Consider the following 13,834-nt stretch of genomic DNA (forward strand, 5'->3'; position numbering starts at 1 on the left):
GGGTCGGGGTCAGGGCTGTTGTCGGTGGGGCTGTGCATGGCCACAGGGTCAGTGAGCGGTCCATGCGCCGTCGAGAGGCAGAGCGGAACCGGTGATGAACGCTGCGGCGGGAGTGCACAGATAGGCGACCGCCTCGGCGACCTCGTACGGCTCCAGCAGCCGCTTGACGGCCGAGTCCGCGAGCATGATGTCGCTGATCACGCGCTCGGCCGGGATGCCGTGCGCTTCGGCCTGGTCCGCGATCTGCCGCTCCACCAGCGGCGTGCGCACATAGGCGGGGTTGACGCAGTTCGCGGTCACCCCGTGCGCGGCGGCCTCCAGCGCCGTCGTCTTGCACAGCCCCTCCAGCCCGTGCTTGGCCGCCACGTACGCCGACTTGTACGCGGAGGCCCGCAGCCCGTGCACGGAGGAGATGTGCACGATCCGGCCCCACCCTTGCGCGTACATCCGGCGGAGCGCGCCCCGGGTGGTGCGGAACGGCGCCTCCAGCATGAGGGTGAGCATCCGGCGGAACGCCTCGGGCGGGAACTCCTCGATGGGGCGGACGAGCTGGGTGCCGGCCGCGTTGACGAGTACGTCGGCGCCGTCCGCCGCGCGTTCGGCGGCGTCCAGCCCTGCGGGGTCCGTCAGATCGAGGGGGTGGATCTCCACGGCCCCGGCCCCCGCGGGTCCCGGGGCCGCCTCCTCCGCCAGCGCCTTGAGGCCTTCCGGGTCCAGGTCGACCGCGCGGAGCCGGGCGCCCGCCGCCGCCAGCCGCAGCGCGCAGGCCCGGCCGATGCCGCCGGCCGCGCCGGTGACCAGCGCGGTGCGGCCGGTGAGGTCCAGGTCGACGGAGGGAGGCTCTGCGGGGATGGACTCGCGGCGAGGCGTCATGGCGGCAGCCTAGGCTCGGTCGGCCGGCCGTCAGATGTGGCGCCCGCCCGCACTTGGCCGGGACCGTATGTGCGGGCGCCACATCCGGCCGGTGCGCGCCTCGCAATGTGGCCGCCTCACAGCCGCACCCCCGTACCGCTGGCGGTCCGACACGTTCGCCCGCCGCTGCGCCCGCCCTACGGTGCCGCTCACCGGGCCGCCCGTGCCCGGAACCCCCACACCAGCACCACGGAAGGAACCCCTCATGCGAACCTCCGTGCGCACCGCGGCAGCGCTGCTCGCCGCTCTCACCCTCTCCGCGCTGGGCGTCTCCGGCACGTCCTCCGCATCCGAAGGCGGACAAGGCAGACAAGGCGGGCAAGGGGCCACCATCGCCGCCGGTCTCGAACGGGTCACCGACTTCGGCTCCAACCCCGGCGCGCTGTCCATGTACCGCTACACACCCGACGGGCTCGGCGCCGGGCGGCCCGTGGTCGTCGTACTGCACGGCTGCACACAGGACGCCGCCACGTACTTCGACGGCGCGGGCTGGCAGCGGGCCGCCGACGAGCACGGCTTCTCCGTCGTCGCGCCGCAGCAGGAGACGGCCAACAACGCCAACCGGTGCTTCAACTGGTTCCAGTCCGGCGACACCGGGCGGGGCGGCGGCGAGGCGCTTTCCGTCCGGCAGATGGTGGAGCGCACCGTGCGGGACCTGGACGCCGACCCCTCCCGGGTGTACGTCACCGGGCTGTCGGCCGGCGGCGGGATGACCTCCGCGCTGCTCGCGGCCTACCCCGACGCCTTCGCGGGCGGCGGTGTCATCGCTGGGCTGCCGGCCGGCTGCGCGACCTCGCTGGTGGACGCCTTCGGTTGTATGAACCCCGGCGTCAGCAAGACCCCGCAACAGTGGGGCGATCTGGTGCGCGCCGCGTACCCCGGATACAGCGGCCCGCGGCCCCGGGTCTCGGTCTGGCACGGCACGGCCGACCACACGGTCGCGCCCCGCAACGCCACCGAGTCGGTCAAGCAGTGGACGAACGTCCTGGGCGCCGACCAGACCGCCGACGCCACCCACCAGCTCCCCGGCGGCACCACACAGGCGGACTACCAGGACGGTGCCGGGCAGGTCGCGGTACGCAGCTATCTGGTGGACGGCATGGACCACGGCACCCCCGTCGAGCCGGACGAGGGCTGCGGGAAGGCGGGCGCGTACTTCCTGGACACCGTCTGCTCGACGAGCTACCTGCTGCGGGACTGGGAGCTGAGCAACTGACCCGTCCGGCCGGCCCTCAGTTCCGGCGCAGGATGACGGCTGCCGCCCCGGCGGTCACGATGGTGGCCAGCAGCCAGCCGAGGATGACGAGCGTCAGGGCTATCCACTGGGAGGCCCCGGTGGTCCGCCAGGCCGCCTCCTGCCCGAGGTCGAGCACGGGCAGCAGCAGGTCGAGGGTGTAGATGAACGGCTCCCAGTGCGGCGCCTCGTCGGGTTTGAGGGCAGGCGGCGGGTTCTTCGCGAACCACACCGAGCCGCCCGTCAGCAGCAGGACCAGCCACAGGACCGCGCGGCCGGGCCGGTAGCCGTAGCCCAGGGCGAGGTCCTGGATGTAGTCCCACACCCGGAGCGGCCCGTGGAGGGTCTCCCGCCGTCGCCGGAGCTTGGTGAGGAGGACGGTGTGCGCGTCGGCCTCCTCACCTCCGGCCTGGAGGCAGGCGGCGAGCCGGTCGTACGGCTCAGGGTTGAACTCCGGAGTCGCCTCATGCACCCAGGCCAGCCGCTGGTCCAGGGGGAAGGGGCCTTTCGGGATCAGGTACTCGTAGGTGAAGCCGCGCAGGCGCAGCCGGCCGTCGCCGGGCCAGCTGGCGGCCCGGTCGACCAGCCGGCTGACCACGGTGTCCTGGAGGTCCACCCGGCCCCGCTCCGGGCACTCGGGAGTGAACGTCAGCTCCGTGGCCTGGATGCCGCGCAGTGAGAGCTCCTGGTCGTCTGCCAGTTTCAGCCGCACGCCGTCCAGGACCAGCGCACCGCCGATGGTCGAGCTGTCCAGGTTGATGCCTCCCTGGACGGCGGCGGATTGCATGCGGGCCAACCGGGAGTCGGACCCCGAGGGCAGTGCGCCGGGAGCGACCACCAGGTTCTCCTCGACGGTGAGCCGGGAGGCGGTGAGCGCCCATCTGCCGCGGGGATTGCTCAGCCGGCAGCCGTGCAAGCTCATGGTGCCGCCCACCCGTGCGCCCCGCAGGGACAGCTCGCCCGTGGCCTCCAGCCGGTCGGCGTTCACGTCCTGGGCGATGTTCATCCCGTCGGCGTCCAGCGCCTTGCCGCGCCGGTCACCGCCCAGCTCGAGGCCCTCCAGGGAGAGGTCCGTGCCGATGTTGGCCTGCGCAAGGACCAGGCCCCGGGCCAGCCGGCTCTCGTTCAGCCGTAGATCGCCCTCGACGGTGAGCCGCGTCGCCTCCAGCCGCGGCGCCCAGCACCGGTGCAGGATCACAAGGCCCGCACGGCAGTCGACGAGCAGCAACGACGCCTCCAGACGGCACTGCTGGAGTTCGACGGGGACGGTGATCTCCGAGTTGGCCAGGTCGAGGTGGCCGGTGATGTAGCAGCCCGTCAGCTTCAGCGCGGGCGCCCTGCCGGGCAGCGGAGGCGGTCCGTCGAGCAGCAGGCGCGCCACCACCCGGGCGCGTACGGCGCGTTCGGGTCCCCAGCGGACCTCGCCGAACGGGTCGTCGTGCCGCGCATCCCCCGTACGAAGGTCGTAGGTGCTGCCGTTCCGGTACGCCTGCCACAGGCCCAGCTCCGCCGCCGTCAGCTCCTCCGGCGGTTCCCAACTCGCACGCTCGGGCACCCCATCGACCCCCCGGTTCCGATACCGCTGCGCCCTCAGCTTCGCACGGTGCGGGCGTCAGGATGTCAGGGCGTCAGGGCGTCAGGTGGCGCCGCGGCCGTGCCGCTGCAGCAGTGAGCGTGCGGTTTCCGCCATCGCCTCGTCGACCATCTCGCCCTCGAACGTGACCGCGCCCGCGCCGCGGGTCCGTGCCTCCTGGACTGTGGCCAGCAGCCGGGCGGCGCGGTCGAGTTCCTCGGGGGTGGGGGAGAACACGGCGTTGATCACGGGGATGTGGGAGGGGTGGATCGCCATCATGCCGGTGTAGCCGAGGGAGCGGTTCTGTTCGGCGAAGGAGCGCAGCCCGTCGAGATCGCCCACGCGGGTCCACAGCCCGGTGACCGGGTGCGGCGCTCCCGCGGCGCGTACGTCCAGCAGGACGCGGGAGCGCAGGGCGTGGGTCTCGGTGCCCTGCGGGCTCCAGCGGTAGCCGATGGCACGCTCGACGTCACCACCTGAACCGGTGATGGCGCCAAGGTAGGCCACGCGGGCGGCGGCTGCCGCGCAGTCGTGCGCCGCGTACAGGGCGCGGGCCGTCTCCAGCAGCGGCACGAGGGCGAACCACCCCGTGGGCAGCCCCTGTTCGCGTTCGCACCAGCCGAGCAGCCGGTCGGCGAGGCGCACGTCCTGGGGTCCGTCCACCTTGGGCAGCACGATGCCGCCGAGTCCGGGACGCGCAACCGTCCGGAGTTCCTCGGCGGCAGCCCAGCCGTCCAGCGGGTTGACCCGGACGAAGAGCGCCGGCGGACGGCCGGGGCCGGCCACGCCCTGGGCGGGAGGGGCGGACGCCTCGGCAGCCTGGGCGGTGGCCTCGGCGGCCTGGGCGATCGCCTCGGCCACCTGGTCGCGGGCCGCCGCTTTGCCCGCCTGCGGTACCGCGTCCTCCAGGTCGAGGACGACCGCGTCGGCGCCCGCCGCCTGCGCCTTCGGCAGCCAGTCCGTTCTGCTGCCGGGGACGAAGAGCAGGGAGCGCAGCGGAGGGCGGGGCGGCACGGCGGCGCCGGTGTCAGACGACATGGCGCTGCTCCAGTTGTGCCAGTTCGTCCTCGCCGAGACCGAGCCAGTCGCAGTAGACGAGGTGGTTGTCCTGCCCCAGGCCGGGACCGGTCCGCCATACCCGCCCCGGCCGCTGCCTGAAGTGCGGGAGCACTGCCTGCATGCGGACGGGCCCCAGGTCGGCGTCGTCGACGGTGACGATGTCCTCCCGCTCGGCGTAGACGGGGTCGGCGGCGATGTCCTCGGCGCTGAACACCCGGGAGGCCACCACTTCGGCGCGGGCGAACGCCTCCAGGCAGGCGGCGGCGGTGCGCTCGCCCACCCACGCCCGCAGGCCGTCGTCCAGCTGCCCGCGCTTGGCGTACTGCTGCTCCGCCGTGGCGAACTCGTCCTCGTCCAGGCCGAGGAGCCGGGCGATGTTGCGTACGGAGCGCAGGGTCGCCGAGGTCACCGTGAGCCACTCGCCGTCGCGGGACCGGTAGGTGTTGATCACCGCCGCGGGGGCGACCGCGAGTTGGTTTCCGGATCGCTCGGGCACCGTGCCGAGTTGGTCGTGGACGATGACCTGCCACTCCACGAGCCGGAACAGCGGCTCGAACAGCGCGAGATCGATCCACTCCCCGTCGAAGCGGGGGTCGTGGTCCCGGCGGTGCAGGGCGGCGAGGACGGCGTAAGCGCCCATCAGCCCGGTGACGGCGTCGCCGTGCGAGAAGCCGGTGTGCACGGGCGGCCCTTCGGGGAACCCGGTCAGATGCACCACGCCGCTGCGCGCCTCACCGACCTTGCCGAAGCCGGGTGCGTCGGCCTGTGAGGAGGTCGCGCCGAAGCCGGATATCTGCAGCAGTACGGCCTTCGGGTTGATCCGGTGCACCGTCTCCCAGTCGAGGCCCCAGGCGCGCAGCCGTCCGCTGCGCAGGGTGACGATGACGACGTCCGCCCAGGCCACGAGCCGCTGGGCGAGCTCCCGGCCGGACTCGTGGTGCAGATCGAGCGTGACGGAGCGCTTGTTGCGCGCGGCGACCTTGAACCACAGCGGGTGGCCGTCCTTCCGCGGCCCCATCCCGCGGGCGGCGTCCCCCGTGCCCGGCGGCTCCACGTGCACCACGTCGGCCCCCTGGTCGGCCAGCAGGGAGCCCGCCAGCGGACCCGCCACCACGTGCGCGAACTCCACCACCTTCAGTCCGCGCAACTGCCCCGGGCCGCCGGTTTCCGGATGCCTGCTCGTCACTGCGGTGCCCCCTGCTCCTCGCCGGATCCGTTTCCCCGCGGCTTCAGCGTGCCGAGCCGAGGAAATGCGTGTCCAGCAAGAAAGCTCCATCAATCCATGCGGTTTTCGCATGAGTTGGAGACCACGTGGAGGGCGTCAGGCCCAGGAGACCCCGGGCGGGAGATCGCGCTGCTGCGTGCGGAACTCCTCCAGCGTCTCCAGGAACCGCTGCGCCGCCAGCGGCAGCGGCCGGCGTTCCCGCAGGGCGATGTCCAGGCGCCGGTCCACCACGGGGTCGGTCAGCGGCCGGTGGACGAGCGGCCCGGTGCCCAGCAGCGGCAGCACCAGGGCGGGCAGCGCCGAGACCCCCAGCCCCGCGGCGACGAGACCGCCGACCGTCGCCACGCTGCCCGCCTCGGCAGCCGGTACGGCCGGCGCGTCGATCTGGGCGAAGGCCGCGTCGGTCAGCCGCCGTACGCTCGACTCCCGTCCGACGGCGAGGAACGGCTCGCGGGCCAGGTCCTCCCAGGCCACCTCCGTACGGGCGGCGAGCGGATGCTCCTGGGGCAGTACCGCGACGAACCTGTCCCGCACGAGGGGGCGGTGCTCCAGCCGGCCCGACGGCTCGCCGGTGGTGATCGCGAAGTCCGCGTCCCCGGACAGCACGCGGTCCAGCACCGACCGTTCCAGTCCGTCCAGGATCTGGATCGCCACCTCCGGCCGCCGGCTGCGGAACCCGGAGATCACCTGGGGCAGCAGCACGGCGGCAACCGAGGGGAGGGTGGCGACCACGACCGCTCCCGACTCCCCCAGCAGAAACCGCTGCAGCTCCTTCATCCCTGACCGGTGGGCGTTGACGATCTGCTCGGCTATCCGCAGCGCCTCGACGCCCGCGGCGGTCAACTGGACGTTGCGGGTGTCCCGTTCGAGGAGCTGTGCGCCCAGCTCCCGTTCCAGATCCGCGACCGCGCGGCTGAGCGAGGACTGGGAGACGTGGAGTTGCCTGGCGGCCGCCGTGAAGCTCGCCGCCCGGGCGACGGCCGCGTACGCCGTCAGCTGACGCAGGGTGCTTTCCATGGCGAGCGAGCCTAGGAGCCGGCGGCGCCCCTGGCCATTGATGCGCACAACGCATGGAAAGATCTCGGTTTGATGCTGGACTCCGATCTGTCGCCGCTCTGAAACTCGTCCGCAGCGCCGAGGAGAAGAAGGTGAGCGAGACCATGCAGGCTGCTTTGGGCTTTGCCACGATAGGTCTGTTCCTGCTGCTCACCATGAGCCGACGGGTGTCCGTCCTGGTGGCCCTGGTACTGCTCCCGGTGCTGGCCGCGCTCGCCGGGGGGTTCGCCGGCGAGATGGGCGAGATGATCCTCGCCGGGCTCACCACCGTGGCGCCCACCGGCATCATGATCGCCTTCGCGGTCCTCTACTTCTCGCTGATGGTGGACGCCGGTCTCTTCGATCCGCTGATCCGGCTGATCCTGCGCTTCACCCGCGACGATCCGGCGCGGATCGCCGTCGGCACGGCCGTGCTGACGATGTGCGTGGCCCTCGACGGTGACGGCGCCTCGACCTTCCTGATCACCGTCTCCGCGCTGCTGCCCGTCTACCGGCGGCTGGGGATGAGCCCGCTGGTGCTGAGCGGTGTGGTCTGCCTGGGCGCGGGCGTGATGAACATGATCCCGTGGGGCGGGCCGACGGTACGGGCCATGGCAGCGCTGAAACTGGACAGTTCGGATGTTTTCACCCCGGTGCTGCCCGCCATGGGGTGCGGCGTCCTGTGGGTGCTGCTGGCCTCGTACTGGATAGGGCGCCGGGAGCGGCGCCGGCTGGCCGAAGCGGGGGAGGGCGAGGGGGCGGCAGCGCACCGCGGCGAAGGGTCGGTCCCGGACGGCGATGAACAGCCCGTCCGCGCGGTCGGCGACGGGCCGGGCGCACTGCTGGCGCCCTCGGCGAAGCGCCCCGCACGCCGGCTGACCGTCTTCAACGCCGTACTGACCGTCGTACTGCTCGTCGCACTGGTCATGGAAGCCATGCCGCTGCCGGTGCTGTTCGCGATCGCCTTCGCCGTCGCGCTGCTGGTCAACCACCCGACCTGGGAGCGACAGCAGGCGCTGCTCGAACAGCACGCCAAGAGCGTGGTGCTCGTCACCACGCTGATCTTCGCGGCCGGCGTCTTCACCGGGGTGCTGACCGAGACCAAGATGATCTCCGAGATGGCAAAAGCGCTGGTCTCCGTCGTCCCCGACTCACTCGGCGGCCATCTGCCGGCGCTGGTCGCCGTCACCGGGATGCCGCTGAGCCTGGCCTTCACCCCGGACGCCTACTACTTCGGCATCCTGCCGGTGCTGTCCGACACCGCGTCCGGGTTCGGCACCGACCAGGCGGAGGTCGCCAGGGCCGCCGTCCTCGGCCAGATGACGACCGGCTTCCCGCTCAGCCCGCTCACCGCCTCCACCTTCATCCTCGTCGGGATGAGCGGGGTGCAACTCGGCGAGCACCAGCGCTTCATCTTCCGCTGGGCGTTCGGCACGACCCTCGTGATGACCGCGGCAGCGCTGGCCACCGGGGCCATCTCGCTCTGAAGACCGGGGCGGCAGGGTGGGCGCCGCGACTCCCGGCTCAGCCTGCGCCGTAACCCGCGTACGGCCGCCGTCACTTGACGGACTCCGTCAATTCACTGGCGGCCGTACGAACGCCACGCGTAACCTCCGCTTCGCGGGCAGGCCGCTTACACCCTGGCGGGGTGTGCGGGTTTCAAGGGGGAGCGGGCGTGGGCGGGAAAGTGTCTTTCGGCAGGCTCGGACAGGCCGCGGCTGCGAGCGTCGGCGGGTTGCCCCGGCAGTTCTGGTGGCTGTGGACCGGCACTCTCGTCAACCGGCTCGGCGCCTTCGTGGCGACGTTCCTCGCGCTGTATCTGACCCTGGAGCGCGGCTATTCGGCCTCGTACGCGGGTCTGGTCGGCGCCCTCTACGGACTGGGCGGAGTCGTCTCCTCCATCGGCGCCGGTGTGCTGACCGACCGGATCGGACGGCGGCCGACCCTGCTGGTCGCGCAGCTGTCGACCGCCGTCTCCGTCGCCTCGCTCAGCCTGGTCACCCACCCGGTGGCGATCGCGGTCGTCGCGGGCCTGGTGGGCATGGCCACCAACGCCTCGCGGCCCGCCATGCAGGCGATGATGGCCGACATCGTGCGCCCCGAGGACCGGGTGCGAGCCTTCTCCCTCAACTACTGGGCGATCAACCTCGGTTTCGCCGTCTCCTCCACCAGCGCGGGACTCATCGCCCAGTACAGCTATCACCTGCTGTTCTTCGGGGAAGCCGCGATGGTGCTGGCCACCGCGCTGATCACCTTCTGGAAGCTGTCGGAGTCCAGACCGCGGACCCCGGCGCACGAACGGCGAGAGGGGCGCTCCGGCGGCGGGGCCGGTGCGTCCGAAGCCGGCGTTTCCGGGGCCAGCGTCTCCGAGGCCGATATCTCCATGGGGACGGTGCTGCGGGACACCCGCTTCATGGTCGTCGTCGGGCTCAACCTGCTGCTCGCCACCCTCATCCAGCAGGCGTTCGTCTCCCTCCCCATCACTATGGGCCAACACGGTCTGAGCAGCACCGACTTCGGCACCGTCATCGCCCTCAACGGCGTACTGATCGTGCTGCTCCAGCTCCCCCTCACCCGCTTCATCGAGGACCGCGACCCGGCCAGACTGCTGATCGTCTCGGCGCTGCTGACGGGGTACGGCTTCGGCCTGAACGCGTTCGCCGGCGGCTCGGCGGCCTTCTACGCGGTCGCCGTGGCGGTCTGGACGCTGGGCGAGATGATCAACTCCCCCACGCAGATGGGCCTGGTGGTCCGCCTCTCCCCCACCCACGGCCGGGGCCGCTACCAGGGCATGTACACCCTCTCCTGGTCGGTCGCCAACCTCGGCGCACCCCTGCTCGGCGGCCTCGTCATCGACCACTTCGGCTCCCGCACCCTCTGGGCCACCAGCGCGGCGGTGGGCACCGTCGCGGCACTGGGGTACGCGTTGCTGCTGCGCAGCATGCGGGCGGAGGAGCAGCGTGAGGGCGGTGGCGCGGAGAGCGGCGGGGCGCCCACGGCGCCGCCGACCTCCCCGGGTCGCGACCATGAGCGGCCGGTTCATTCGTCGTAACGGCGGCCCGGAATCACTGGATCGGCGAGTCCGGGGGAGGGAGCCGGATGGGGCGTTCCCGGTCGATGGATTCGACGCCGTCCACCGCCTCGAGAGCGGGTATCCGGTCCTCCGCGACGGTGCCGGAGAGCGTGCCGAGGGACGGCTGCTCGCCCGTGACCGTCAGCCCGGCGCGCTGCAGGGCCGCCACCACGTCCGCGAACCGGTCGGGGTCCACCGCGAGGATGACCCCGACCGGTGCGGGCCCGGGCTGCTCGCTCACGGCGCCTGGAGCAGGCCGGCGCCCACGTCCATCGCGGGCTGGGCCAGCGGGAAGGCGCCGGCCAGCAGGCTGGCCCGCAGCTCGTCCGCTGACGCTTCGGGGTGCGCCTGGGCCAGCAACGCGACGACTCCGGCGACGTGCGGCGTGGCCATGCTGGTACCGCTCATGACCTGGTGCCCGCCGCCGGGAGCGGCCGAGATGATGTCGCTGCCCGGCGCGGCGATGTCCACCTCGCCACCGCGGCCGTTGATGGCGCCGTTGGAGAAGAACGACGGCGTGAGCGACTTGTCGAGCGCGCCCACCGCGAGGATCGAGGGGCAGTTGGCCGGCCGGTTGACGGGCTCGATGTGCGGGGGGCGGTGGCTGTCGTTGCCCGCGGCGGCGACGATCAACGTCCCGCGCCGGAGGGCGCGTTGGGCCAGTTTCTCGTAGGTCTGCGGGAAGAGCTCGCCCCGGCGGACCCGGGCGCCGAGCGACATGGAGATCACTCGCGCGCCGTGTGCCACCGCCGCGGCCACGGCCGCCAGGATGTCGCCGTCGCCGCCGTTGCCCTCGTTGTCGAGCGCCTTGAGCGCGATGATCCGGGCCTCGCAGGCCACGCCGTAGCGGGGCCCCTCCCTCGGCTCGGCCGGCCCGGCGGCGGTGCCGATGCAGTGCGTGCCGTGGCCGTGCCTGTCCTCGACGGGCTCGCCGCGTACGAAGGAGACGCTGGTCTCGATGCGCGGGGCCAGATCGGGGTGCGTGGTGTCAACGCCGGTGTCGACAACGGCGATCTTCACATCACGGCCGGTCAGTCCTGACCTGTTGGCCCGGATCGCCTGCAGGCCCCAGGTGAAGGACCGTTCGTCGAAGGACGGGCCCTGCGCGGCGGCCATTTCGGTCCTGGTGTGGTGCGCGACCACGTCCTCGTCGCTGCGGTACGCGGGGAAGAACTCGGTCGGCGCCTGCTGCGGGGCGGTGATCGGCAAGGCGTGGACCTTGCGTTCCGGCTCGGCCGCCACGATCGAGGGTTCGGCCTCGGCCGCGGCCACCAGCGCGTGGCGCTGCTCGGGGCGCACCTCGACGACGGCGGCGCCCAGTTCCTCGAACAGCACCGAGACGTCAGGATTCTCCAGGAGCCCCGCGACGTGCGCCGTCTCGGTTCCCCGTACGCGTTCGACGGACGCGATGCCGGCCGAGGAACGCAGCCGGTTCAGGCCGCTCTCCGGGTCATTGGGGTCGAGCACGACCACATACCGGCCGGTGTATTCGGTGGCCTGGCCCGTGAGATGGCCGTTGGGTCGGTCAGGCTGCTCACCGAAGGCACGCCTGTCCGTGGGTCCGTTCGCCATTGCATTGCCCGCTTTCTGTACGGCTCTCTCTGCGCTCCCCCCTCTCCTGAGCGCGCGCCGGTCCACCGAGCGTCAGGGGTGATGAACGATGGGGCGCCGCCGGGTCGCTGCTGGGGCGCCGCCGGGTCGCGTATCGGCGCGTACTGCCGCCTCCCTTCTCACCGTGGCACCGGCCCCAGACCCCCGCAACACGGCACCGCCGGGCCGGGCGGGTGTGCCCCTTGCTAGAACTGGGGGCAACAGCGGGGCGGCGAGATACGGCGCGGAAAGTGGGAGCAGCGTGCGGCAGGTAATCGAGCAGATCATCGAGCAGTTGCTGCCCCGCTCCGTCGCCGTCTGGGTGTTCCCTGCCTTCCTGCTTCTCATAGGGGCGTATCTGTGCCGTCAGGCCCTCCGCGCCGCGCTGCGCACCAGAGGGCTGCGGCGTCATGGCGTGGCGGCCGCGGGTACGGTCGTCTCCCTCGAACGCCCGGAGAACCAGCAGCTGGAAAGCCGCTTGTGTTACCCGGTCATCACCTGGGACACGGCGGACGGCCGCCGTATGAAGAAGACGTCGCCGCTGGCCGTGCGCCGGGAGAAGGCACCGCAGCCCGGCTCCGGGATCACCGTCTACTACCTGCCGTCGGACCCCGCTCAGTGGTCCACGTACGGGGGCGGCAGCACCGTGCAGTGGGTGGCTGCCGCTGCCGGGGCCGCCCTCTGCGTGTGGGGCATCGCAACGGGGCTGCAGCTGGCGCTCTGAGTCAGCCGACGAACTGGCCCAAGAGTTGCTCCACAAGCAGGAGCAGCAGCAGGGCGCACAGGCCGATGCCGCCCGCGCGGGCGCCGCGCCGGGACGTGAAGACACCGATCAGCGAGCCCAGAACGGTGAGCGGTACCGCGTAGTAGCCGACCACGAACAGCGCCTGCCCGAAGCGCAGCGGGCCGCGGACGCCGTCCTGGCAGTCCGAGCACGAGATGGCCAGCAGAGGGCCGAGTACATAGACGAAGGCGCCGAAGACCAGCACGGCGACGGCGAGCAGCGCCAGGCCCAGCCAGTGCGCGGCCGAACGCGGGCTTCGGGTCATGGTTTCCGGAGCGGCGGTTGAAGCGTCCATGGCCGGAACCTACGGAGCGTGCCGCCTCGTGGGCCATCCGTTCCGGTACTCAGTCACGGCGCGCAGTCGCATAGGCGAGGCGGGCGGGGGTACCGCCGGGGACTGGGTTACCCCGCACCACGTACGAAGACCAACGTACGAAGACCGACGTACGAAGACCGACGTACGGAGACCGACGTACGGAGACCGACGTACGGAGACCGACGTCAGAGTGGGAACGGAGTCGGCCATGACCACGACACATGAGGCCCCGCCTCGTACGGAGACCGCGCCGCCTCAGGCCCCGCCTCGCAGGCAGGCGGCCGCGGATGAGTCGGTGAGCCACCTGGTTCAGCAGGCATCGGGGCAGATCGCCCAGCTCGCGCGGCAGGAGCTGCGGCTGGCGCAGCTGGAGATGCAGCAGAAGGGCAAGCGCTTCGGTATCGGCGGCGGCATGTTCGGCGGAGCGGGAGTGCTGGGTTTCATCGCCCTTCAGGCGCTCGCCGCCACGGCGATCGTCGCCATCGACCTGGTGCTGCCGCTGTGGCTGGCGGCGCTGGTGGTGACCGGCGGGCTGGCGGTGATCGCGGGGGTGCTGGCCCTCGTCGGCAAGAGCCAGATCGGCAAGGCCACTCCGCCGACGCCCGAGCGGACCGTGGAGAGTCTGAAAGCCGATGTGGCCGAGGTGAAGGAGAGGTCTCACCGATGACGGACAGCACCAAGACCAACGGCCATGGGCCCGCGCCGAGTCCGGAAGAGCTGCGGGCACAGGTGGAGGAGACCCGGCGGGAGCTGGGCGCGACCGTCGAGGCCCTGGCGGCGCGTGCCGACCTCAGGGCCCAGGGGCGGCAGAAGGCCGCCGAGTTCAAGAGCAAGGCGCAGCACGCGGCGGAGACGACGCGCGGCAACCCGACCGTGCCCGTCGCAGCGGGCGTGGCCCTGCTCGTCCTCGTCCTCATCGCCCGGCGCCGGAAGATGGGGCGGCACGGTGGGGGGAGGCGTCGGTGAACGCGGTCAGGATCGCCTACAAGCCCGTCGGCATGCTGTTGGGGGCGGGCGGGGGCGCGTTGGCGGG

At 72.2% G+C, this 13,834-nt stretch carries 14 protein-coding genes; 6 read left to right on the forward strand and 8 right to left on the reverse strand.

The window, feature by feature from the left end; translation table 11 throughout:
• Positions 1–48: 48 nt before the first annotated feature.
• Entirely contained in the window at positions 49–873 is an 825-nt protein-coding gene (locus ITI46_RS28905) for a 3-hydroxybutyrate dehydrogenase (RefSeq protein WP_209242871.1), read from the reverse strand.
• A 244-nt stretch (positions 874–1,117) separates the two neighbouring features.
• Between ITI46_RS28905 and ITI46_RS28910 the strand changes: the two genes are divergently transcribed.
• The gene (locus tag ITI46_RS28910; protein WP_209242872.1) at positions 1,118–2,128 is read left to right on the forward strand and encodes an extracellular catalytic domain type 1 short-chain-length polyhydroxyalkanoate depolymerase; all 1,011 of its coding nucleotides are present in this window, start codon (positions 1,118–1,120) and stop codon (positions 2,126–2,128) included.
• A gap of 16 nt (positions 2,129–2,144) precedes the next feature.
• On the opposite strand, the gene ITI46_RS28915 is transcribed toward ITI46_RS28910, so the two are convergent.
• The 4 genes from ITI46_RS28915 to ITI46_RS28930 form a co-directional block, all read right to left on the reverse strand.
• Complete coding sequence (locus tag ITI46_RS28915) at positions 2,145–3,701, reverse strand: oxidoreductase (protein ID WP_209242873.1); 1,557 nt, start codon at positions 3,699–3,701, stop codon at positions 2,145–2,147.
• Positions 3,702–3,782: 81 nt separating this feature from the next.
• Positions 3,783–4,757, reverse strand: a complete 975-nt coding sequence (locus tag ITI46_RS28920; RefSeq protein WP_209242874.1) for an HpcH/HpaI aldolase/citrate lyase family protein — start codon at positions 4,755–4,757, stop codon at positions 3,783–3,785.
• Positions 4,747–5,964 (reverse strand): CaiB/BaiF CoA transferase family protein, encoded by a 1,218-nt coding sequence (locus ITI46_RS28925; RefSeq protein WP_307808368.1) that lies wholly within the window; start codon positions 5,962–5,964, stop codon positions 4,747–4,749. The genes ITI46_RS28920 and ITI46_RS28925 overlap by 11 nt, the downstream gene beginning before the upstream one ends.
• A 135-nt stretch (positions 5,965–6,099) precedes the next feature.
• Positions 6,100–7,020: a LysR family transcriptional regulator gene (locus ITI46_RS28930; RefSeq protein WP_209242876.1), complete on the reverse strand. Its 921-nt coding sequence runs from the start codon at positions 7,018–7,020 to the stop codon at positions 6,100–6,102.
• A gap of 143 nt (positions 7,021–7,163) precedes the next feature.
• Between ITI46_RS28930 and ITI46_RS28935 the strand changes: the two genes are divergently transcribed.
• Entirely contained in the window at positions 7,164–8,525 is a 1,362-nt protein-coding gene (locus ITI46_RS28935) for a CitMHS family transporter (protein WP_209242884.1), read from the forward strand.
• Positions 8,526–8,713: 188 nt separating this feature from the next.
• Positions 8,714–10,090 carry an MDR family MFS transporter gene (locus ITI46_RS28940; protein ID WP_209242877.1) on the forward strand — a complete coding sequence of 459 codons (1,377 nt, stop codon included), beginning with the start codon at positions 8,714–8,716 and terminating at the stop codon, positions 10,088–10,090.
• 13 nt (positions 10,091–10,103) lie between these two features.
• On the opposite strand, the gene ITI46_RS28945 is transcribed toward ITI46_RS28940, so the two are convergent.
• Positions 10,104–10,352 carry a hypothetical protein gene (locus ITI46_RS28945; RefSeq protein ID WP_209242878.1) on the reverse strand — a complete coding sequence of 83 codons (249 nt, stop codon included), beginning with the start codon at positions 10,350–10,352 and terminating at the stop codon, positions 10,104–10,106.
• Positions 10,349–11,683, reverse strand: a complete 1,335-nt coding sequence (locus tag ITI46_RS28950) for a S8 family serine peptidase (RefSeq protein WP_209242879.1) — start codon at positions 11,681–11,683, stop codon at positions 10,349–10,351. Before ITI46_RS28950 ends, ITI46_RS28945 begins: the two co-directional genes overlap by 4 nt.
• 280 nt (positions 11,684–11,963) lie before the next feature.
• On the opposite strand from ITI46_RS28950, the gene ITI46_RS28955 reads away from it, so the two are divergent.
• Complete coding sequence (locus tag ITI46_RS28955; protein WP_209242880.1) at positions 11,964–12,425, forward strand: DUF3592 domain-containing protein; 462 nt, start codon at positions 11,964–11,966, stop codon at positions 12,423–12,425.
• A gap of 1 nt (position 12,426) precedes the next feature.
• Here ITI46_RS28955 and ITI46_RS28960 read toward each other — a convergent pair whose 3' ends face one another.
• Positions 12,427–12,780, reverse strand: a complete 354-nt coding sequence (locus ITI46_RS28960; protein ID WP_209242881.1) for a hypothetical protein — start codon at positions 12,778–12,780, stop codon at positions 12,427–12,429.
• A gap of 229 nt (positions 12,781–13,009) precedes the next feature.
• On the opposite strand from ITI46_RS28960, the gene ITI46_RS28965 reads away from it, so the two are divergent.
• Entirely contained in the window at positions 13,010–13,468 is a 459-nt protein-coding gene (locus tag ITI46_RS28965) for a phage holin family protein (RefSeq protein ID WP_209242882.1), read from the forward strand.
• Positions 13,465–13,767, forward strand: coding sequence for a DUF3618 domain-containing protein (locus ITI46_RS28970; protein ID WP_209242883.1), 303 nt, complete (start codon positions 13,465–13,467; stop codon positions 13,765–13,767). Before ITI46_RS28965 ends, ITI46_RS28970 begins: the two co-directional genes overlap by 4 nt.
• Positions 13,768–13,834: the final 67 nt, after the last annotated feature.

It is taken from the genome of Streptomyces oryzae (genome assembly GCF_017676365.1).
GTDB classification, from domain to species: domain Bacteria; phylum Actinomycetota; class Actinomycetes; order Streptomycetales; family Streptomycetaceae; genus Streptomyces; species Streptomyces oryzae.